Origin of the sequence: Sphingobium sp. AP49 (genome assembly GCF_000281715.2) — a bacterium.
Lineage (GTDB): Bacteria > Pseudomonadota > Alphaproteobacteria > Sphingomonadales > Sphingomonadaceae > Sphingobium.
On record NZ_CP124576.1, the window covers coordinates 3030768 to 3052518 of the forward strand.

21 protein-coding genes are annotated in these 21751 nt (G+C 65.4%); 14 read left to right on the forward strand and 7 right to left on the reverse strand.

Features of this window, described 5'->3' with window-relative positions; genetic code table 11:
• Positions 1-70: 70 nt before the first annotated feature.
• On the reverse strand, positions 71-967 hold the full coding sequence (locus PMI04_RS14435; RefSeq protein WP_037485685.1) for an NAD(P)H-binding protein: 897 nt from the start codon (positions 965-967) through the stop codon (positions 71-73).
• Between the two features lie 59 nt (positions 968-1026).
• On the opposite strand from PMI04_RS14435, the gene PMI04_RS14440 reads away from it, so the two are divergent.
• The 14 genes from PMI04_RS14440 to PMI04_RS14505 all read left to right on the forward strand — a co-directional run bounded on the left by PMI04_RS14440 (position 1027) and on the right by PMI04_RS14505 (position 16979).
• Positions 1027-1614, forward strand: coding sequence for a TetR/AcrR family transcriptional regulator (locus PMI04_RS14440; RefSeq protein ID WP_007706949.1), 588 nt, complete (start codon positions 1027-1029; stop codon positions 1612-1614).
• Between the two features lie 386 nt (positions 1615-2000).
• Positions 2001-2462, forward strand: a complete 462-nt coding sequence (locus tag PMI04_RS14445) for a nuclear transport factor 2 family protein (RefSeq protein WP_007706952.1) — start codon at positions 2001-2003, stop codon at positions 2460-2462.
• A gap of 398 nt (positions 2463-2860) precedes the next feature.
• Positions 2861-3910 carry an SEL1-like repeat protein gene (locus PMI04_RS14450; RefSeq protein ID WP_157178091.1) on the forward strand — a complete coding sequence of 350 codons (1050 nt, stop codon included), beginning with the start codon at positions 2861-2863 and terminating at the stop codon, positions 3908-3910.
• A gap of 8 nt (positions 3911-3918) precedes the next feature.
• Positions 3919-6261, forward strand: coding sequence for a TonB-dependent siderophore receptor (locus PMI04_RS14455; protein WP_007706959.1), 2343 nt, complete (start codon positions 3919-3921; stop codon positions 6259-6261).
• 7 nt (positions 6262-6268) lie between these two features.
• Complete coding sequence (locus PMI04_RS14460) at positions 6269-6952, forward strand: Fe2+-dependent dioxygenase (protein WP_007706968.1); 684 nt, start codon at positions 6269-6271, stop codon at positions 6950-6952.
• Positions 6953-7110: 158 nt separating this feature from the next.
• On the forward strand, positions 7111-7770 hold the full coding sequence (locus tag PMI04_RS14465; RefSeq protein ID WP_052028042.1) for a TonB family protein: 660 nt from the start codon (positions 7111-7113) through the stop codon (positions 7768-7770).
• Positions 7771-7982: 212 nt separating this feature from the next.
• Positions 7983-8735 carry a helix-turn-helix transcriptional regulator gene (locus PMI04_RS14470; RefSeq protein WP_202947601.1) on the forward strand — a complete coding sequence of 251 codons (753 nt, stop codon included), beginning with the start codon at positions 7983-7985 and terminating at the stop codon, positions 8733-8735.
• A gap of 124 nt (positions 8736-8859) precedes the next feature.
• The gene (locus PMI04_RS14475; protein WP_202947602.1) at positions 8860-9294 is read left to right on the forward strand and encodes a hypothetical protein; all 435 of its coding nucleotides are present in this window, start codon (positions 8860-8862) and stop codon (positions 9292-9294) included.
• Positions 9295-9606: 312 nt separating this feature from the next.
• Positions 9607-10029, forward strand: coding sequence for a hypothetical protein (locus PMI04_RS14480; protein WP_007706975.1), 423 nt, complete (start codon positions 9607-9609; stop codon positions 10027-10029).
• The gene (locus tag PMI04_RS14485) at positions 10022-11101 is read left to right on the forward strand and encodes an efflux RND transporter periplasmic adaptor subunit (RefSeq protein WP_007706977.1); all 1080 of its coding nucleotides are present in this window, start codon (positions 10022-10024) and stop codon (positions 11099-11101) included. Before PMI04_RS14480 ends, PMI04_RS14485 begins: the two co-directional genes overlap by 8 nt.
• A 13-nt stretch (positions 11102-11114) precedes the next feature.
• Positions 11115-14204, forward strand: a complete 3090-nt coding sequence (locus PMI04_RS14490) for an efflux RND transporter permease subunit (RefSeq protein ID WP_007706979.1) — start codon at positions 11115-11117, stop codon at positions 14202-14204.
• Positions 14197-15708: a TolC family protein gene (locus PMI04_RS14495; RefSeq protein ID WP_007706981.1), complete on the forward strand. Its 1512-nt coding sequence runs from the start codon at positions 14197-14199 to the stop codon at positions 15706-15708. The genes PMI04_RS14490 and PMI04_RS14495 overlap by 8 nt, the downstream gene beginning before the upstream one ends.
• 8 nt (positions 15709-15716) lie before the next feature.
• Complete coding sequence (locus PMI04_RS14500) at positions 15717-16625, forward strand: LysR family transcriptional regulator (RefSeq protein WP_081490994.1); 909 nt, start codon at positions 15717-15719, stop codon at positions 16623-16625.
• A gap of 45 nt (positions 16626-16670) precedes the next feature.
• Positions 16671-16979: a hypothetical protein gene (locus PMI04_RS14505; protein WP_007706986.1), complete on the forward strand. Its 309-nt coding sequence runs from the start codon at positions 16671-16673 to the stop codon at positions 16977-16979.
• 15 nt (positions 16980-16994) lie between these two features.
• Here the strand turns inward: PMI04_RS14505 and PMI04_RS14510 are convergent, their stop codons facing one another.
• Genes PMI04_RS14510 through trbK-alt form a run of 6 tightly spaced genes read right to left on the reverse strand, consistent with a single transcriptional unit; the run spans position 16995 to position 21747 of the window.
• Positions 16995-17219 carry a DUF2274 domain-containing protein gene (locus PMI04_RS14510; protein WP_007706988.1) on the reverse strand — a complete coding sequence of 75 codons (225 nt, stop codon included), beginning with the start codon at positions 17217-17219 and terminating at the stop codon, positions 16995-16997.
• A complete protein-coding gene (locus PMI04_RS14515; RefSeq protein WP_007706993.1) occupies positions 17216-18436 on the reverse strand; it encodes a TrbI/VirB10 family protein in 1221 nt (406 codons plus the stop codon). Before PMI04_RS14515 ends, PMI04_RS14510 begins: the two co-directional genes overlap by 4 nt.
• Positions 18433-19449, reverse strand: coding sequence for a P-type conjugative transfer protein TrbG (trbG, locus tag PMI04_RS14520; protein WP_007706996.1), 1017 nt, complete (start codon positions 19447-19449; stop codon positions 18433-18435). Before trbG ends, PMI04_RS14515 begins: the two co-directional genes overlap by 4 nt.
• Positions 19446-20129 carry a conjugal transfer protein TrbF gene (gene trbF / locus PMI04_RS14525; RefSeq protein ID WP_007706999.1) on the reverse strand — a complete coding sequence of 228 codons (684 nt, stop codon included), beginning with the start codon at positions 20127-20129 and terminating at the stop codon, positions 19446-19448. Before trbF ends, trbG begins: the two co-directional genes overlap by 4 nt.
• 3 nt (positions 20130-20132) lie before the next feature.
• A complete protein-coding gene (gene trbL, locus PMI04_RS14530) occupies positions 20133-21443 on the reverse strand; it encodes a P-type conjugative transfer protein TrbL (protein ID WP_283184789.1) in 1311 nt (436 codons plus the stop codon).
• Position 21444: 1 nt separating this feature from the next.
• Complete coding sequence (gene trbK-alt / locus PMI04_RS14535) at positions 21445-21747, reverse strand: putative entry exclusion protein TrbK-alt (RefSeq protein ID WP_007708498.1); 303 nt, start codon at positions 21745-21747, stop codon at positions 21445-21447.
• Between the last annotated feature and the right edge of the window lie 4 nt (positions 21748-21751).

Genomic DNA, 21751 nt, shown 5'->3' on the forward strand with positions numbered 1-21751 from the left:
CGCGGGGCTGGATCAACCAGCCCCGCGGCAATCAATTAGTCTCCCATGCGGCGCATCGGACACATGGTAATCAGCCCTTCCGAAAGGCCGCGATGTTCTCGCTCAGCCATGCGCCAACCGATCGCGGTGCCTTGCCGGTCAGGTCTTCGAAGGTCGCCGTGGTTTCGGCCAGCACTGACTCCCTGAACAATCGGTCGATACCGAGCAGGACATCGGCAACCAGCTCGCTTATCCCTGCCTCCGTCAAAACCGCGCGCTGCTCGTCCGGCGTGCGGTGGTGATAAGTGACACTTCTGCCGAGGATATGTGAAAGTTCGTAGGCAACCTCCGGCATGCTGATCGCGGCAGGCCCAGTCAGATGATAGGCGCGCTGGGATCCCGCATGACTCGTATCGAGCAGCGCGATACGCGCCGTGTCCGCGACATCGCGCGTATCGATCAGATTGACGCAGCCGTTACCGGCAGCGCCACCCCACGTGCCCGCTGCGACGGGACCGGCTGCCCGCGCCAATATATCGACGAAGGAAGACGGGCGCAGGATCGTGTAGCCAATGTCATGATGCGCGAGATGCGCCTCGATCTGCATGTGCCAGTCAAAGGGATGCAGTCTCGATGCAGGACCCATCACCGACAGCTTCACGATGTGCGACACGCCCGCTGCGACCGCCGCATCGATCAGGGCGATCTCATTCTCCACCTGCTGCGCCGACGTGCCATGCGCCAGAAACAGCCGGTCGGCACCGCGCAGCGCGTCCGACAGGGAAGACGGCTTACCGAAATCCACCGCCGCCAGAGACAGGCCTTCTCGCAATCGGGCGGGATCGGCGTTGCGGGTCAGCGCCACGATATCGACGTCGTCGTCGCGCAAAGCTGAAATCAATGCGGTGCCGACGCGCCCGGTGGCTCCTGCGATCGCGATACGGGGCACTGTTCCCTCACTGGCCTCATTACTGGAAAGACTGGACATAGCGACCCATTGGCCTCATCTTGGAACGATCGGTCCAACATGTCAAGGCAAGGATCAAAGTGAGCGGAAAACCGCAATTCGACGACAATATGGTCATCAATGCTGCTATGGGTGTTTTCTGGCGGCGAGGGTTTGTCGCATCGTCGATGGACGAACTGACGACGGCAATGGGCCTGTCCCGGTCGAGCCTCTACAAGCGGTTCCGAGACAAGGGCGGTCTGTATCAGGAGGTGTTGGCCACCTACACGGATCGCGTCCTGCGGCGGATGGGCGATGTTCACGCGGACAGCCGGCGAGCACAGCTTGAGGCGATGCTGCTTGAGTTTGTTCGGGAGGATGTCGATACGGCAAAACCCGCTGGGTGCATGCTCGCCCGGGCCTGTGCCGAAATGATGGACCTACCGGAGAGTGGACAGGCCGTCGCCCTAGAAGGGCTGGCCGGGCAGCGAGCGATCCTCCGCGAGATACTCAGTGCTGCCGCCGCGAACGGAGAGCTTCGTTCGACCGCGGACATCGATGCGTTGGCCTGGCATTTTCTCGGGGTGCTGCAGGCGATCAGGAACTTGCCGCAGGCAGGCGCTACCGCAGCCGATCTGCGAAAGATGATTGCGGCGGCCATGACTGCATGGCCGCAGGAGAAAGGCTGAGCCATAGCCCACGCCCTGTCGAGCTGGTGGCAGCCATCAACCACCTTAGCGTCGCAGCCCCGATGTATCGCCCGATGTTAATTTCATCGCGATCAGCCCCGTGCCCAACGAGATTGTCTCATTCGGCAAGGGGGAGCTTCAATTGGCGGATGGCACACTTCGTCGGATGACGCCGGAATTGCCTGTGCGGCCCGAATATCTGGCGACATTGAGCGATATAATGACAGCATCGGTTAATCCCTATCTCCACGGTCCTGATAAGCCACGCCGATCGCATCGATACCGCTGTCGTCGACCCGCTTCAGACGAGGTCGGCAACAAGCTGAAACTCTGGACAGGGCTTACCATCGATGGCGGCTCTTCGATCGTAGGATAAGGAGATGACGATGACGGAACGTACCAGCCTGCCGACACCGCTTAAGATACTCTTCGGCAATATCTCGGCAAAGAACAGCCCTGCGCATATCCGCTGGGCGCTTAAGGAATATGGGGATTTAATGTCCCAGGGGAATGCGCAGGGCATCGTCGATCTGTTCGCGCCCGATGGCGTTCTTCTCGACCCCGTGGGTTCCCAGGAGCGGCGTGGCAAGGATTTGTTTGATTTCTACCAAGGGTCATTCGACGCGATGGGCGGGTTCATCGAAATGCGTCTCGATGGCGAGGTGCGCATCGCGGGTGACTATGGCGCGGCAGCTTACATCGCGCGGATGACTATCGACGGGCAGGACGTGATGGTCGAGACGCTTGACGTGATGAAGTTCGATGAGAACGGCAAGTTCGCTTCGACGCATGCATATTGGGGACCGCCGAACGTCAAGGCCGGCCGTAAGCCCGAAAAGCTGCGATGAAGGCGCCGATCATCAGGCTGTTGGGCGTCTGGCGGCACGAACAAGAATCTGAGGTTGTGAATTAGGTCATCGTCAACGCAAAGAAGCCTTCCGGTCAGATCGTAACGGGCGCCCGGCAGGCATATCGGCGACAGATTTTCGGCTCAAGACGATCGGCATCGTGTTGACCGCCAAAGCCTGCCGGGCACCCGCCAGGGCGCCTCGAGTGAACGATCGTGTTGGGCGCCCCGCGCCCTAGCCACAGTCGGATTGGCGGCATTGTGAGATATAATGGCGGTATCGCGCAATCGCTATCTCTACGCCGCAGTTATGACAACTATTGCGAGGCAATAGCAGAGTGCTTGCCTCGCAATAGGGGGCTTTTGAATGCCGCGTGATGCCTTTGCTGCCATAGCCCGATGCCGGGCCGCCGGTCCTGCAGAACGAGCAAGCAGAGAGGGCGCCGAATGAGCACCTTCATGCCAGTTGCACGCATTCTGTTCAAGCGGCTGACGCTCGACACAGATCGCTTGCAGGCACGCCTTGCCCGCAATCCACGCGAGGCGGCTCATGCTATCGGGGACGCCGCCAAGCGCAGTTCCGTCGCCGCCCAGCTCGTGCTTGGTCAGATCCTGCTCGATGGACGCGGTACTCCCCGCAACCCGGAGGCCGCGCTGACATGGTTCGCACGCGCCGCCCACAGCGGCAATGCCGAAGCCCGCAACATGGTTGGGCGCTGCCATGAGAAGGGTTGGGGCGTGCCCCAGAATTATGTCGAAGCCGCCCGCCATTTCGAGAAAGCGACTCAGCTCGGCCATGTTTGGGCTAAGGTCAACCTTGCCCAAATCCTGATGCGGCTCGGCGATCCAGCGGACCGGCCTCGGGCCTTCAACCTTCTCCGCGAGGCTGCCCACGCTGGCAATCTCAAGGCGATCAATTCGGTCGCACGCTTTCTGGAGGAAGGCTGGGTCGGTCCCGCCGATCCGGCCGGTGCCGCGCGGTTATACCGGATCGCCGCCGCGAAAGGCGACCATTGGGCACAATTCAACCTCGCGACCCTGCTGATGCGGGCTGACGAGCGCGAGCGAGCCATCATCCTGTTCACCCAAGCGATCCTTGCCAGCGATACTGGGTTCCGTCGCCGGATCGCACCGCTGCTGCTGGAGCATCCCGACCTCGATCTGCGACGGCTCGGGCTCGATGCGCTCGCGCGCTGTGCCGTTGCTGGCGATGCCGATGACCAATATCGCTACGCAATCGCGCTCAAAGGCGGCGCTGCCGGCGTTCCAGATCCCCGCCAGGCCGCCCCGTGGTTCCGCCGGGCAGCCGACCAAGGCCATGCCGAGGCGATTGTCCGCTGCCGCCGGATGGCGGTGATACGCGACACCTTGCGCCGCCAGATCCGGAGCATTCTGCATCCGGGGGCCAGTCGCATTCCGGCGACGCCCCTCCTCCAGCCTCTGAGGTGAATCGACCAATGACGACCCAAGCTCCATCCCGCGCCCCTGCTGGCCCTCTCCGTCCGGTCATAGCGGCATCCAGCCTGTCGGCGAGCCTCGCCACCGGCCTGATGCTGCTCGGGGCGGGTAAGGCGGAGGCGCAGGAGACGCCCCAACCCAAATCGGCCGACGAGCCGATCCAGCTCGGTCCCGTGAGGGTCAACGCGGATGACGAGGGCGACGCCGGGCCGAATGTGCTGAGCCACCGAACGCAAATTGACCGCCTGCCGGACGACATCCAGGGCACGCCGCAGACGATCACCGTGATCCCTCAGGTTATCATCCAGCAGCAGCAGGCCACGACGCTCGATCAGGTGCTCAAATATGTGCCCGGCGTCACGGTGGCGACCGGCGAAGGGGGCGGCGGCATGAACGGCGACGCCTTTCGCATCCGCGGCTTCGATGCCAAGGGCGACATCTATATCGATGGCCTGAGGGATTTCGGCGCCTATGTGCGCGACGATTTCGCGACCGAAAATGTCCAGGTGTTCAAAGGCTCATCCTCGGAAGCTTTCGGCAATGGCACTACCGGCGGCGCGATCAACCTGCAGAGCAAGGTTGCGCATCTCGGCGACAGCTATGGCGTGCAGGTGACGGCGGGCAGTGGGCCGCAGGGGCGCATGGTCGCCGATGTGAACAAACAGCTGAATGCCACGACGGCGCTGCGCGTCGTTGGCATGTGGCATGACCAGGACATCGTCGACCGCGATCATGTCTATTCGAAGCGTTGGGGCGTGCTGGGATCGCTCGGCCTGGGCCTCGGCACCGATCAGACGCTGACGATCACCTACATGCACCAGCACGGCAATCGCCGACCCGACATGGGCGCACCGATCCCCATGCGATCGGACGGCCAGACATCCTATCCAGTCACCGAATATGGCGCGCCCCGATCGAACTTCTACGGCAAGGAAACCGACAAGGACATCACCAACGTCAATATCCTAACGCTACGCTATCACAAGGAGATCGGCGACTGGCTGACGATCTCCAACGACACCCGTTATGCGCGCTACACTCGCCGCATGGTGTTCACGCCAACCATGTGCGACGATGGCGTCAATTCCTTTTTCTACGATCCTACCGGCGCCCTTGGCGGCGCATCCTATCGCTGCGCGAGCGATGCCGTCGCCGGCAATCTGAACACCGCTTATGGTGTCTGGCCGGTGTATGGGGTCACGCAGAAAAGCAATGGCGGGGAGAATATTACCACGGCGACCGCGCGCTTCAACACGGGCGCGCTACGGCACGAACTGGTGGCCGGGGTGGACGTCTATTATCAGCACAACATATTCGGCAGTCTTGATGGAAACATGGCGCGTGCCGGTGGCACGCTGCTCAATCCGCGCTTCGAAAATCCTGCAGGGTTTGAAATCAGCGGGCCGAGCACCAACCGGACGCGCGCCCGGAGCTGGAACATCGGGCTGTTCGCCAGCGATCATGTCTGGCTGACCGATCAACTCTCTATCCTCGCCGGCCTGCGCTGGGACAGCTACCATGCGAAATCCGCAAGCTGGGACGCGACCACCAACGGTTTCGGCGCGTGGACCGAGAGCACCACCCATTTCCTCAGCCCGAAGGCCTCGCTGATCTGGGAGCCGACGCCCCATCAGAGCTATTATGTGAGCTACGCTCGCTCGTTCACGCCAGCCGGCGCAAACCCGACTTTTCAGGGCATCGTATCACCAAGTCAGCCGAACCTGGACCCCGACAAGAACCGCACGTTCGAGATCGGCGGCAAGTGGGGCTTCCTCAATGACCGGCTCGGGGCGACAGCGGCGCTGTTCCGCACCATCAAGAACCGTGGAAGCTACAGTGATCCGGTCACCGGCGCCTCGTTCACCGCCGGCGAGAAGGACCGCGTCCAGGGGATCGAGCTGAGCCTTACCGGCGCCATCACCCCGGCCTGGGACGTTCAGGCGTCCTATACCTATATGGACAGCAAGATCCTCGCCTTCACGCCGACGCTGTTCGATCGCGGCGACGCCACAGGAAACCGCGTGCCCTATGTCTCGAAACATGGCGTGGCGGTGTGGACCAGCTACGACGTCGCGCCATTGATTCCAGACCTGCCCGGCAAGCTGCTGGTCGGCGGCGGCATCAACTATCGCAGCCGCTACTTCGCCGATCCATCCATGGCCTATGCCATCCCGGCGGCGACCACATTCGATGGCCTGCTCTCCTATGAGGTCGACCGCTACCGGCTTGCCCTTAACGTTACCAACCTCACCAACAAACTCAGCTACAGTTCCGCCTTCTATTTTCGTGCGGAAGTTGCCGCGGGCCGGACCTTCGCTGTTACCGGCAGCGCGAAATTCTGACGCCACCATGCTCGTCGAAATCCCCAACGTGCTCACGGCCGACGAGCTGGCCGAGGTCAAGCGCCTGATCGAGGCGGCGGAGCTGGTCGATGGTCGGGTGACGGCCGGCGAGCTGGCGGCGCGGGCCAAGCATAATCTCCAACTTCCGCAGGATGCGCCGGAAGCGAGGCAAGCGGGCGAGATCATCCTGAAGGCGCTGGGTCGAAACGCATTGTTCAACAGCGCGGCTCTCCCGTTTCGTGTGCTACCGCCGCTGTTCAACCGTTACGACGCCGGCATGCGGTTCGAGACCCATGTTGACGGTGCAGTGCGCGCGGTGCCAGGCGCCGGCATTCGCATGCGGGCCGACGTTTCCTCGACGCTCTTCCTGAGCGATCCCACGGATTATGACGGCGGCGAACTGGTCGTCGAGCATGGTTATGGAACCAGCGCCATCAAGCTCGCGGCGGGATCGATGATCGTCTACCCGGCCGGCAGCCTGCACAAGGTTACGCAGATCACGCGCGGCGCGCGCTGGTGCGCCTTTTTCTGGACGCAGTCCATGCTCAAGGATGAAGGCCTGCGGACCCTGCTGTATGACCTCGACATGGCGATCATCGAGGTTCGTCAGCAGCTTGGCGCCGACACGCGCGGCACGCTCGCCCTCACCGGCGTCTACCATAATCTGCTCCGCCGCGCGGCAGAGCTATGAGCTTCGGCCTGGATGCCCGCGATTGCGCTTCCCCGGCAGTCGATATCCGGACGGATCGAGAGGTCGCACCCGTTGCCGGGCCATTGGATACGCCCGTTCTGCCCGCAAGAAGCCTAAGCTATGCCCCTGATCCTCGGAGCAGGCTCCTGGGGTTTGCGATGACCGGCGCCGTGTATGTAGCGGCGCTGATCGCTTTCCTATTGTATCGCCCGACCGCCATCGCCGTAATATCCCCCGCCCGGCCACTGGTCGTGACACTTCTGCCGCTCGCGCCACCGTCCGTCACCGCGCGTGAACGCGAGCCGCTCTCTAGAGCGATGCCGCAGAAAAAAGCCCAGTCCCAGCCTGTTGCCAAGGCTTCGGCTTCGCCTCCGATGGTCCGATCCCTGCCCGCACCTGTGTCGCCCGCCGCCGCGCCGACTGTATTTTTGCCGGCTCCTCCGATCGCGGATACGCCCTTGGCGCCTCCGCCTTCTCTCGCACAGGCGAGGGCCGAGCCGCCAATCTTCAGGGAGGCTGCGGAAAACGGGAAGGACAGCTGGGAGGGTCGTGTCCTCGCCCGCCTCCAGCGTTTCAAGCGATACCCGTCGACCGCGCGTGGCCGGCGCGAACAGGGCGTGGTGATGATCTGCTTCCGGCTCGATCGCCAGGGTCGAGCACTGTCTTCTTCGATCGCGCGGAGTTCGGGCAGTGCGATCCTCGATGCAGAAGCGCTGGCGACACTCGCGCGTGCCGACCCGCTGCCGCCGATCCCGGCGAATCGCCCGGACGAAATCGAGTTGGTCGTTCCGATCGAGTTCACGTTGCACTCTCGCTAACACCGCTGCAGACGGCATTATCGATAGTTTCAGACAATCTATTGCTTTATCCCGCCACCTATGTGCGAACTGCTCGCAAATAGCTGAACCCGTTGGCACTTTCATTTGGGGACATTGGATCAGGGATTTGAGAGCAGAAGAAGATGGCCGAAGCAGATTCCAACGCGGTGTTCGATCCCCATGAAGTGCCGCGTGACGTGTCGGCGGTCGGCATGGAACTCGTCACCGGCGGCTTCGAAAGCCAGCCGCATGCCCATCGCAAGGCACAACTCATATTGACCGCGCGGGGCATGGTCACGTGCGACGTTGCCAAGGGGCTGTGGATGGTGCCGCCCCAATGTGCACTGTGGATACCTGGCGATATGGAGCATAGTGTTCGCGCTGTTGGTGATGTCGAACTCTATGTCCTATTTGTCGATCCGGACATCGCAAAGGGGCTTCCGTCCGAATGCTGCACGATCGCGATGTCGTCCCTGCTGCGCGAACTGGTGTTCGCAGTCTCGCACCTGCCCGCGCTCTACGATAACGACGGGCCTCCTGGCCGCCTGATCCAGACTATGCTCGACCAGCTTTCCATCGCGCCTGTCGAGCAACTGCACCTACCGCTGCCAACCGATCCACGCCTGCGCAGGATCGCCGATGAACTGGCCGCCGACCCGTCGGATCGCGCCACGATCGGCCAATGGGCGCGACGGGCGGCGATGAGCGAGCGGACATTGTTTCGCTTGATCCTGCGCGAGACGGGAATGAGCTTCGGCCGTTGGCGGCAACAGTTCCAGATCATGTTGGCGCTCGAGCGTCTCGCCACCGGCGAGGCGGTACAAACCGTCGCCATGGACCTTGGCTATGAGAGCGCCAGCGCCTTTATCACGATGTTCAAGAAAGCGCTCGGCCAGCCACCGGGCAAATATCTTACATCGCGCCGCGGCCATTCCCCGGCCCTCAGCGGGATGCGCGGCAACTGAACCCAACACACTATCGCCTCTGCCCGAAGGTCACTTTTGGCGGTGCCGCGAAACATCTTGGCCGATTGCTGCGATGACAGGGACGCTCTGCATCTCCAAAATCCGGCGCATCGGGACGACCGGGATGCTGTCGTTCGACACGCATCGGACGGAGCACATCATGATCGAGCACAAACAAACGAAGGTCGCCCTGCTATGGCTCACAACCGCAGTCGGCGCGGTGATGTTCGTGACCCTGCAATCGTTCGCTTATCTGAACGACTTCATCAGGGGCCATGGGGCGATGCCGGCGGTAACCTTCGATCAAACGATGCTGTGGGCCGTTTTTATTTTCTACGGAGCTTGGCTCTTGCCTCCGCTACTTGCGCTGGCCGGGAGACGTAGCCTCCATTGGGCTGGGCTGCTGCTGGGTAGCGCGCTAGCGGCCCTTAACACCTTGGGCGGCATTTTCGATGGTATGCGGGACGGTGGCCCCATAGCCTTCCTCGCAGTGGTGTGCATCGCGCTGCCCGGGACTTGCGCGGTCACTGCTTCGTGGCATCGGCTGCGCGCCGTTTAGGAGTGCCGAGCGACCGGCCGGTCCCCGCATCGGCGGATATGTCCCCGAGGGGCACCCGCGAGCACAAGGCTTTTGGGAGGCTGGCGACATGTTGATTAGTCGCGCTCGGTATTGATCGCGCGCGGTGGCGAAGGGCTTCTTCGAGCCTGGTTAGTGGGCCGACTTTGCAGCAGGAGATCGAATGCACCGCAAGCGTCGGCAGCGAGGCTTCTTTGGCGGGATTGAAGGATAACTTGCCCGACCCTCGTAATTCATATGCCGCCATCGACCTTATGAGAAGACAACGAACAGTTTTCGATGAGGTCGAAGCCGATGTTGCTCGAAGATACCGAATTCCCGATCGTGCGTATGCACTACAACAGGGTTGGCACCCGGGACGACCCTTCCGGCTTTGCCACTTTCGACCGGCTGCTTAACCGGAACCAGCCGTTTGTCCTCATGGGCCTAGGCGGCTCGGACGAGGCGCATGAACACAGCCCCTCCCAGCGCAAGGAAATCGCGCTCTGGATGAAGCGTAACCGGGAGCCCCTGCATCGACTGGTCAGGGCGATGGTCTATGTCGAACCGCATGCGGCCAAGAGGTTTGTCGCGCGCGCGCAGGCGATCGTGTTCGGCAAGGCATGGGGTTTCCCGATGGTCGTCAGGTCATCCGAGCAGGAGGCGAGAAATGCCGCTGAGCGGCTGCTCATGGGTGAGGCTGCCGAGACAATCGCGGAAGAGCAGCCCGATGCGTAAGGCGCTGATCGGGACCGCAGGCGCGCTGGTACTACTCATGGTGGCGCTGGTGGCGTGGCGTACCGTACGCAATTCGGCACCACCCCCGGCCGCCCCGCCGCCGCTGCCCGTGGCGGCGCAGGGGATCGACTATCGCAGCGTGCCGGATGAACTTCAGGCGGTCGGCTCGCTGCGGGGCGTCCGCGCGGTAACGCTGGCCGCCGAAACCGCCGGGCGCGTCACTGCGATCCGCTTCGAGGCGGGCAGCCATGTCCAGCAGGGCACACCGATCGTGATGCTGTTCGACGCCCCCGAGCGTGCCGACCTTGCAGCCGCCGAGGCAAGGGCGGCGTTCGCGCGCATCCAGCTCCAGCGTTCGAAAGAGCTTTCGCCGTCCGGCGCCGAGCCGCGCGAGCTGCTTCAGCAACGACAGGCCGAGTATGATCAGGCCCAGGCGGCGGTCCGTCAGATCGAGGCGCGCCTGATCCAGAAAGCGGTGCGCGCACCGTTCGCAGGCGAGACCGGCATTCGACAGGTCAATCTGGGCCAGTATCTCAATCCCGGCGACGCTATCGCCACGCTGACGGCACTCGACAAGCTTTACGTCGACTTCACCCTGCCGCAGAGCGATCTGGCGAAACTGAATGTCGGTGCGACGGTGGCCGTCACCAGTGACGCATGGCCCGATCGCCAGTTCAGCGCACATATTACCGCTATCGAGCCTATCGTCGGCAGCGACACGCGCAACGTCTCGGTCCAGGCTACGCTCGCCAATCCCGATCACGCGCTGCGGCCGGGCATGTATGTGACGGCACACGTTTTGCTCCCCAGCCGCACCGCGATCATTGTCCCGGCAACGGCAATCCAGACCTCGGCATCGGGGGGTACGGCGGTGGTCGTTCGCGGCCCCAATGCACGGCGCGAAGGCAAGGCGCAGTTCGTTCCCGTGCAGCTTGGTCGGCGGATCGGCGACGATGTGATCGTCGAACAGGGCCTGACGCCGGGCGATGTCGTGGTGACGGCGGGCCAGCTCCGCATCCAGCCAGACGCGACCGTGCGGGTTTCGCCCCCGCCCGCTCCCACTCCGCGCTGAATCGGATCGCCAGATGCACTCCACCGACCTGTTCATCCGCCGCCCGATCCTGTCGCTCGTCGTCAGCATGCTCATCCTGCTCGTCGGCGTCAGCGCGACCTTCTCGCTGCCGGTCCGGCAATATCCCTATCTGGAGAACGCCACGATCACCGTGTCGACCAGTTTCCCCGGCGCGACCCAGGACGTGATGCAGGGTTTCGTCACGACGCCGATCGCGCAGTCGATCGCGACTGCGAGCGGCATCGAATATCTGACCTCGACCTCGAAGCAGGGCAGCAGCACGGTGAAGGCGCGGCTGGTCCTCAACGCGGATGCCGACCGGGCGATGACCGAAGTGCTCGCCAAGGTGCAGCAGGTCAAGTATCGGCTCCCGGCGGGCACGACCGACCCGGTCATCACCAAGGCGAGCGAGGGCGGCACCGCCGCCCAATATGTCGCTTTCTACAGCAAGACGCTGTCGATCCAGCAGATCACCGATTTCGTCACCCGCGTCGCCCAGCCGCTGTTCACCAGCATCCCCGGCGTCGCCTCCGCGGAAGTGTCCGGCGGCCGGGCGCTGGCGATGCGCATCTGGATCGACCCGGTGAAGCTGGCCGCGCGCGGCCTGTCGGCCAGCGACATCTCCGCCGCGCTCAAGGCGAACAATGTCCAGGCGGCGCCGGGCCAGCTCAAGGGGCAGCTCACCGTCACGAACATCACCGCCGACACCGATGTCCGCAGCCTCGACGATTTCCGCCAGATGGTCATCAAGACCGGCGCGGAAGGGGCCGGCCTCGTCCGGCTGGGCGATGTCGCGACGCTGGAGCTGGGCGGCCAGAATTACGACAGCGCTTCCTTTGCGGATGGCACCCCCGCCGTCTTCCTCGCCCTGGAGCAAAGCCCGGACGGCAACCCGCTGGAGATCGTGAAGGCCGCGCAGGGCATGGTGCCCAAGCTGCGCGAGATGGCCCCGCCCGGCCTCACCATTTCGCCCAACTATGATGTGGCGAAGTTCGTCAACGCCTCGATCGACGAGGTGATACACTCGCTGATCGAGGCGATCGTGATCGTCATCGTCGTCATCTTCCTGTTCCTGGGATCGGTGCGCGCGGTGATCATCCCGGTCGTCACCATCCCGCTCTCGCTGGTCGGCACGGCTGCACTGATGCTCGCCTGCGGCTTCTCGCTCAACCTCCTGACCCTGCTGGCGATGGTGCTCGCCATCGGCCTGGTCGTCGACGACGCGATCGTGGTGGTGGAAAATATCCACCGCCATATCGAGGAGGGACTGTCGCCCGTCAAAGCGGCGATGGTCGGCGCGCGCGAGATCATCGCGCCGGTGATCGCGATGACCATCACGCTGGCCGCCGTCTATGCCCCGATCGGGCTGATGGGCGGCCTCACCGGAGCGCTGTTCCGTGAGTTCGCCTTCACGCTGGCCGGATCGGTGCTGGTGTCCGGCGTGATCGCGCTGACGCTGTCGCCGATGATGAGTTCGCTGCTGCTGCGTTCCAAGCAGAGCGAGTCCCGCCTGGCCAAGGCGATCGAGCACCGGATGGGGAAGCTCACCGCCGCCTATGGCGGGCTGCTCGCAAAGACGCTCGCCGCGCGCGGGGCGGTGTTGCTGGTGGGCGTGGTGGTTCTGGCGGGCATCGTCATCCTGTTCAGCGGCACGCGGCACGAGCTGGCGCCGACCGAGGACCAGGGCGCGGTGATCATCGCAACCCGCGCGCCGCAATATGCCGGCGTCGGCTACACCGCCCATTATGCGGCGATGGTGCAGAAGCTGTTCAGGGGACTGCCCGAATATGACAACAGCTTCATTCATGTAAACGATGGCGGCGGCGGCACCCACACCAGTTTCGGCGGCGTCATCCTCAAGGACTGGACGGAGCGGAAGCGCTCCGGCGACGACATCCAGCAGGTGTTGCAGGCCGCCGGCGGGGCGATCGACGGGGAGACCGTGACCGCCTTCCAGCTTCCGCCCCTGCCGGGCGGCGGCGGCGGCCTGCCTGTCCAGATGGTCGTGCGGTCGGCCGGCGACGTCCGCTCGCTCTATGACGCGACCGAGAAGCTGAAGGCGGCGGCCTGGGCGAGCGGGCTGTTCCTGTTCGTCGACAGCGACCTCGCCTTCGACAGTGAGGCGGCGCACATCACCGTCGACCGCAGCAAGGCCAACGACATGGGGGTGACGATGGAGGCGATCGCCGACACGCTCGCGGTCCTCGTCGGCGAGAATTACGTCAACCGCTTCAACTTCCACGACCGCTCCTATGACGTGATCCCGCAGGTCGCGGGCGTCGACCGGGTGACGCCCGACGATCTCGGCCGCTTCTATGTGAAGACCCGTTCCGGCGCGCTCGTTCCGCTTTCGACCGTCACGAAGATCGAGATGCAGCCGCAGGCGAACCAGTTGACGCAGTTCAACCAGATGAACTCGGTCACGCTCGAAGCCTTGCCCGCTCCCGGCGTCACCATGGGCCAGGCGGTCGCCTTCCTCGAATCCCAGCCGCTGCCGACGGGGATGAACATCGACTGGCTCAGCGACAGCCGCCAGTTCGTCCAGGAGGGCAACCGGCTCGTCGTCTCCTTCGGCTTCGCGCTCATCGTGATCTTCCTCGTCCTCGCCGCGCAGTTCGAGAGCCTGCGCGATCCGCTGGTGATCCTCGTCACCGTGCCGCTGGCGGTGTGCGGCGCGCTGGTGCCGCTGTGGCTCGGCTACGGCACGCTCAACATCTACACCCAGATCGGGCTGGTGACGCTGATCGGCCTGATCTCCAAGCACGGCATCCTGATGGTGACGTTCGCCAACCAGATCCAGCAGGAGGAAGGCCTGGGCCGCATCGAGGCGATCGAGAAGGCCGCCGCCGTCCGCATGCGGCCGGTGCTGATGACCACCGCCGCGATGGTAGCCGGCCTCGTGCCGCTGCTGTTCGCGGGCGGCGCCGGCGCGGCCAGCCGGTTCGCGATCGGCCTCGTGGTCGTCACCGGCATGCTGGTTGGCACGCTGTTCACCCTGTTCGTGCTGCCGACGGTCTACAGCTTCCTGGCCGTCAACCACCGCGCCGTGGCGGAGAGCGACCGGGCGCGCGACCTCGCCGCGATGGAGACGGCCGATGCGTAGGATGACCCGCAAGCCCATTCGGTTCGCGCCGCTGCTTGTCGCCGGCCTGCTTGCCGGCTGCATGTCCGGCCCGAACTATCGGCCGCCCGCATCCGCAACCGTCCCGCCCGCCACAGGGCCGTTCGTCAGCCAGGCGTCCGGCGTCACCCCTGCGGCGGAACCGCCGGCGGACTGGTGGCGGCTCTACGACGATCCGGCGCTCGATACGCTGATCGAAGCCGCGCTCGCCGCCAACACCGACCTGCGCGCTGCCGACGCCAACCTGCGCCGCGCCCGCGCGCTACTCTCCGAGGCGCGCGCAGGCCGCTACCCCTCGACCACGACAAGCGACGGCGCGACCTGGGGCCGTGGGCAGACCAGCCAGGGCGGCTCGTTCGGCAGCAGTGACGAGCAATGGACCGAACAGGCGGGTTTCGCCGCTGCGTGGGAGGTCGATCTGTTCGGCCGTGTCGGCCGCGCGATCGAGGCCGCGCGCGCGGATACGGCAGCGGTCGCCGCCGCGCGGGATGCGATTCGCGTGACGGTCGTCGCGGAAACCACACGAACCTGGTCGCAAGCCTGCGCGCTCGGGGAATCGCTTGCGGTCGCCCGTTCGTCGCTCTTATTGACACAGGACAGCTACAGGGTCGTCGAGGCCCAGCAGCGCGCGGGGTCCGCGTCCACCCTCGATCTCGAACGCGCCGGCACGGCGGTCGCGCAGGCGCGCGCCGCGATCGCGCCGACCGAGGCACAGCGCCGCGCCGCGCTGTTCGAGTTGGCGGCCCTCATCGGCCGCACGCCGTCCGAAGTGCCGGCGGCGGCGTCCGGCTGCACGCGCGCGCCTGAGCTACGCCGTCCGATCCCGATCGGCGACGGCGCCGCGCTGCTGCGCCGGCGGCCCGATGTCCGGCGGGCGGAACGCACGCTCGGGGCCGACACCGCGCGGATCGGCTTGGCGATCGCTGATCTCTACCCGCGCATCAGCCTTGGCGGCGCGGCGAATTACCTGCACAGCGCCAAGGGCAATGACGGCCCGGCGCTGTCCTTCTCGCTCGGGCCGCTGATAAGCTGGAGTTTCCCCAACATCGCCGTCGCCCGCTCGCGGGTTCGGCAGGCGCGCGCCACCGCCGAGGTGGATCTCGCCGGATTCGACGGGGTCGTGCTAACCGCGCTCAAGGAGACCGAGCAAGCGCTGTCCACCTATGCCGCCGCGCTGGACGAGCGATCCGCACTCGCCGAAGCGCGGGACCGGGCGGAGCGCGCCTTCCGGCTTGCCGACCTTCGCTACCGTGCCGGGTCGATCAGCTATCTCGACCAGATCGTCGCGCAGACCAGCCTCACCGATGCCAGTGCAAAGCTCGCCGACGCCAACCTCCGGGTCGCATCCGATCGCGTCGATGTCTTCAAGGCTCTCGGCGGCGGCTGGGAGGACCCGGACGTGCCTCTGACACGGAGCAAGACATCTTACAGTCTTGGTGCGCCTTTGGGAAAGGCGACGCGACATCTGAATCGTTCAGCGCAGTAGATTGCAAAATGCCCTTTGACATCCGTCAACTTCGCTATGCGATCGCGGCAGCAGATCATGGCAGCTTTTACCGAGCAGCACGCGCCCTCGATATCGAGCAATCGACACTCAGCCGGAACATATCCAAGCTAGAGCGGGCTATCGGAATGCGAGTTTTTGAGCGGTCACGTGCTGGCGTCAAGACGACTCTAGCCGGAAATGCATTCATTCGCGGCGCCAAGCCGATGGTGGCCGCCGCGGACAAACTTGCGGCGATGATGCGAGCGGCTGGGCAAGGTCGAGCGGGCGGCCTTATGCTAGGGCACAACAGCTCGGTCTCCGCCGGCAATCTGCGGGCGACGCTGATGAGCTGGTGCGACGCATATCCGGACGTGGAGGTTGCGTGTGTAGAAGCCGATCGGAGTGTTCTACTCGCCGGCCTGGATACCGGGGAAATCGACATCGCTATTCTCATGGGCACGACCGGCCATAACGGATTACGCTGCAAGCCGTTGTGGAGCGAGCAGATGCTAGTTGCGCTGCCCGCGACCCATCCGTTCGCGGAACGTGACGTGGTTCACTGGACGGATCTTCGAGGCCAGCGTTTCCTGTTGCCTGCCGCCGATCCTGGCCCGGAGATAAGGGATATGCTGCTCGGGCGCGTCGCGATCACGGGCAGTAAGCTCGACATCCGAATGCAGCAGGCGAGCCGCGAAACAGTGTTAAGCGTTCTTGCCAGTTGTTCGGGTGTGAGCATCGTCTGCGAAGGTTCGACCGGTGCGCACTACCCCGATGTCGTCTATCGGCCGATACACGGCGAACAGGGGCCGGCGCTGACCGGCTATTCCGGTTGGTGGCGCGACGACAACGGCAATCCGGCACTGCGGCGCTTCCTTGGATTCATCCGGACGCATTATGCGCTGTCTTTTGATTTATAGAAGCAACTTTAGCATCTTAGGAGAATAACGGCTGGAGTTTTCGCAATGTCGGAATGCAAGACAATCATTGTCTTACTCGCCACCTTGGCGATCGGTTTTGCGGGAGGGTTTGTCCTCCGGCCGGTCATCGCACCGACGCCGCAAAAAGTCGCTATCGCTAGCCGGTCGCTCACCGCAGCGGCGCTGAACAAGGCGCGCGGCACACAGTACTTCGTGGCGCATGTCGACGAGGCGCGGCAAGTTGTGGCCGGATGCCGCAACGGCTCGGTCCGCGGCGGCGAATGTGCCACCGCCGAAGAGGCGATAATTAAGGTTGAGGCTCAGGAGCGCCGCAAGCGGTTCTTGGGTAACTGACGGGAACGCACGGGCTCAGCCTTTGGCAGCGCCGCGACGCCGCGAAAATCCCCGATCGCTCGCCATGAACTTCGCTAACATGGGCGAGACGAGCTTTTCAGGTGCCATAGCGTCCCCGCCGGTCTCAGCCGCGAGCGCTGCGGCATAGGCGACAAGATCGCGGTGGACAGCGGCGCGCAATTCGACCGTCAGCTTGACGGGCCGGTCGTCGGCCAATGGCCCCAGCTTCAACTTGGTCATGGCGTTCCTCCGATGGGTTCGAGCACGAGGTCACGAGTCAGAATCACGCGAAGCGGATGGCCTGGCCGGATGGCGAGCGTCGGCTCCACGTTAAGCTGCCGCCGCACGATCTGCTGGCCGGACTGGTTGATGGTGTCCTGCGAGCCGCGCCGCAGCGCACGGGTCAGGTCGTCTTCACTGTCCGCGCCAAGCTCGGCACCTACGCCGAGCAATGTCGATACGGCCGCCGCCTTGAGCAGATTGCCCCAATGCTGGTTCACGCGGTCCTGTAGCCCCGCTAACCCCGCGCCGTCGGCGCCGGGCTGGCGCTCGAGAACGATCGAGCGGCCGTCCGGCATGATGAGCCGATCCCAGGCGAGCAGCACGCGGGTCTGTCCGGCGGCGATCTCGCTGTCATACTCGCCGATGAGCCGCGCGCCCTGCGGAACAAGTAGGATGCGCCCCGTCGGGCTGTCATAGACATTGGCCGTCACCTGCGCGGTGATCTGGCCGGGCAGGTCCGAACGGACGCCGGTGATGAGCGCAGCCGGGATGATACTGCCGGCCAGCACGATGTTGGGCGATGCCGGCGCTGTTAGCCGCTCGACGCTGACCGTGCGTTGGTTGGACGCCCGCGCCATGAATGCGCGCTTGCCGGCCTGGTCGCCTTGCGCCGCCTGCTGGTCCGGTTCCTGCGCTGAAGGCGCCGGCAAGCCCGGCGTCGAGACCGGCTCCGCACCCGCACGCGGGCCGCCGCTGCCGAGAAAGACCGAGCTGGTGCGGGCCGCATCGCGTTCCTGCGCCGCGCGCTGCCGGGCGGCTTCCGCCGCCTGCGCGCGCGGATCGGGCGGGCCGGGCTGCGCGCCGATCGGCGGCACGGGGATGTCCTCGCCACGCTGCTGCGCCGACACGATCGGACGGCCGAGGTCGCCGGGAAGCGGCGGGCCAAGCCGTGGCGCCTGTGCGTAATCGCGCGGGCCGGACGTGATGGTCTCGGCCGTGGCGCGGCTGTCGGTGTTGTAGAGTTCCTGCGCGGCCCGATCGCCTGTCGGCCGCAGCGCATAAATCAGCGAACCGCCGATGCCGAGACCGGCGGCAATCCCGACGACGGCGAGCGCCTTGCGGGAGAGCCGCATGACGCGGGGCGGATCGCCGCGAAGCTGGAACGCGGCGGGATCGGGGCGAGCGGCCTGCGACTCCGGCCGCGCTTCGGCTGGCGCATCGTGGCTATCGGTCACGGCCGCCCCCTCCGTCCGTCGTCGCGCACGATGCGGACGCGCTGTTCGGTGCGGCGGTCGCCCAGGCGCAGCTCGGCGGCGGCGAACAGGCGATCGACCACCATGTAGCGGCCTTGCACACGGTAGTTGACCAGCTCCGCGTCACCCCGCGCACCGGTCACGAATAGCGGCGGCATCTCGCCTTGCAAGATCCCGGCGGGAAACTCGATGAACACCTGCCGTCCGTCGTCGAACGCCCGGTTTGGCGTCCACGGCACGCGGTCGCCTTCGATCCGGTAGCGGAAATTGAGCGCCGTCACGTCCACGCCTGTCGCGGCCGGCGCAGCGGCAGCCGCAGCCGCGTTGCGGCCTTGCAAGGCGATGAGCTGGTCCTGCGGATAGGTCCAGGACACGGACGCCATGTAGGTCGCCGGCGTGGCGCGCAGCTCCACATGGTAGGTGCGCCGGTCGGTGTTGATGACGAGGTTGGTGGCGAGGTCCGGCCGGGTCGGTTTCACCAAGATATGCACGCGCGCGGTCGCGCCGCCACCGCTCACCGTGTCGCCGATGATCCACCGCACCGTGTCGCCAGCAGCGACCGGCCCCGGCCCTACGAGCTGCTCGCCTTCCTGCAAGGCGATGTCGGTAATCTGGCCGGGCGCGGTATAGACCTGATAGAGCGCACCATCAGTCCACGGATATTGCTGAATAGCGTTGAGGAAGCCGTCGCGCACAGGCTGGATGCGCGCGGCGTCGTTGGCGCTGCCGACACGGCGGCGCGGATCGGCGGGCTCTGGCGGCCGCGCGTTCTCCGTCACCGGCTTCAACTGGCCGGGCAGCGGCAGTGGTTCTGGGATGGTCACGATCTCGACCGCGCGCGGTGGCTCGGCCGCGGGCGTCGCGACGATCGCCGGGGGCGGATCGTCAAAAGCGATCACGGGCGGCCTGGCCGACGTGGTGGCGCAGCCGGCGAGCGCGGATGCGGAAACGAACAGCGCGGCCGTGGCCGCGAGGCGGATGGGTATGCCAGTCATTGCGACAGCTCCTTCGACCAGTTGAGGGCATTGACGAAAACACCGAGCGGATTCTTGCGCAGGGCGTCAGGAGTGCGCGGCGGCTGGACGACGATGGTGAGCATCGCGGACCAGCGTTCGGTGGCGGCGAGGCTGCCGTCCTGATAGCGGCGCTCGATCCAGGCGATGCGGAAGCTGTCGGGCGAGGCGCGGATGACGCTCGACACCTCCACCGCGATCTGCACCCTTCCGACATTGGCGAACGGGTCGTTGGCACGCGCATAGTCGTTGAGCGCGAGCGCACCGCGATCGGTCGTGAAATCGTAGGCCCGCAGCCAGTTCTGACGGACGATCACCGAATCGGCCGGGATCGCGCGGACCTGCTCGATGAAGCGAGCGAGATGGAACGCGACCTGCGGGTCGGTGGGACGGTAGCCGGCCTCGGCCGGCGCAACCGCCTGGGCTTCGCCAAGCCGATCGACCTGCACTACCCAGGGCACGATATGGCCGCGCGCCGACTGCCAGATGAGGCCACCGGCGAGCCCGCCCGATAGCGCCAGCGTGCCGAAGAAGGCGAGCCGCCAGTTCTTCGCCTGCACGCGCGCGGAGCCGATGCGGTCGTCCCATGCCTGCGCCGCGCGCTGATAGGGTGTGGCCGGCTCGGGCGTCTGGCCGTAGCGGATGCTCGGTCGCTTGAACATGGATCAATCCTTCTGGCTGGTGTCGACGGACGCGCCGCTGCCGCCGCCATCGCCGGAGCGCAGCGTGTGGGCGGCGATGGTCGCGCCGTGGGTCATGGTCTGGCGGCTCTTCATCGCGGATGCCCAGGCGGGCGCGCCGGCCGGTGCATCCGGTGACGGCGTGGAGCTGCCGCCCGAAATGGTCCCGCCCGTTGCGGTGACGGCGGCGCGGCCGCCTGAGCGATAGCTTTCCTTGAGCGAGGCGGCCGCCTTGCGGAGCGGTGACATGGCCGCACCGGCCGCCGCCTGGCCGACGCCGGCAGCACCGCCGGCCACCGCGGACGCGCCGGACCTGCCGGCCGAACCGAGCGCATAGGCGCTGTTGGCTGCGCCCGAGGTGAACGCGGCGCCTCGCGCCGCGCCGCCGACCGCGCCCGCCGCTGCGCCGGCGCCGAGGCGGGCGGCAGCGGCGCCACCGACAAGCGCGCCGCCGGATGCGAGCACGGTTCCCGCTGCAGCGCCTGCGCCAAGCGCCGGGCCGCCTGAGACGATGCCGTTGGCGATCGACGGGCCGAAGACGCCGAGGCCGAGAAGGCAGAGAGAAGCGAGCGCGACGGCCATCGCGTCCTCGATGCTGGGCTGCGCGCCGCCGAAACCGGCGCGAAACTCGTCGAACAAAGTCGAGCCGATGCCGACGATGACAGCAAGCACCAGCACCTTGATGCCCGACGAGATCACCAGCCCCAGCACGCGCTCGGCCATGAAGGCGGTCTTGCCGAACAGGCCGAACGGGATGAGGACGAAGCCGGCGAGTGTCGCCAGCTTGAACTCGATCAGCGTCACAAAGAGCTGGATCGCCAGAATGAAGAAGGCGAGGATGACGAGCACCCAAGCGATCAGCAGCACCGCGATCTGGATGAAGTTTTCGAAGAATGCGACCCAGCCCATCAAGTCTGAAATGGATTCTAGGATCGGCTGACCCGCCTCCAGCCCGACTTGCGCGACGCGGCCCGGCTGGAGCAGTTCGGCGGCTGTAAAGCCGGTGCCCGACGCTTTGAGGCCGAGCCCGGCGAAGCTCTCGAAGACGATGCGTGCCAGGCTGTTCCAGTTGCCGATGATGTAGGCGAAGACGCCTACGAACAGCGTCTTCTTGACGAGGCGGGCGATGATGTCGTCGCCTTCACCCCACGTCCAGAACAGCGCAGCCAGGGTCACGTCGATGACTATCAGGGTGGTGGCGATGAACGCCACCTCGCCGCCGAGCAGGCCGAACCCGCTGTCGATGTAGCGGGTGAAGACATCCAGAAAGCGATCGACGACGCCGGTGCCGCCCATGTCAGTTCTCCTGTGCCGAAGAGTCTTCAGCGATGCGGGCGGCGGCGCGCGCGCCGGGCGCGAGGAACCGGCGACGGTTCTCGGCCCAGGCGCGCAGGCAGTCGGGATCGCTTACCCCGGCCGCGCCGATCGACTGGCAGCGGCGCAGCTCGATCAGCAGCGGGTCCGTCGCCGAGGTGTCGGCGACGGCCGCCGGCGCCGCGCGCGCGGGTTCGGGTGCGCGGCTCATCTCGATCGCCGTCATCGTGATGGCGATGGCGATGAAAATGACGGCGCCGATGCGCGCGAGGAACTTGCTGTCCATGACG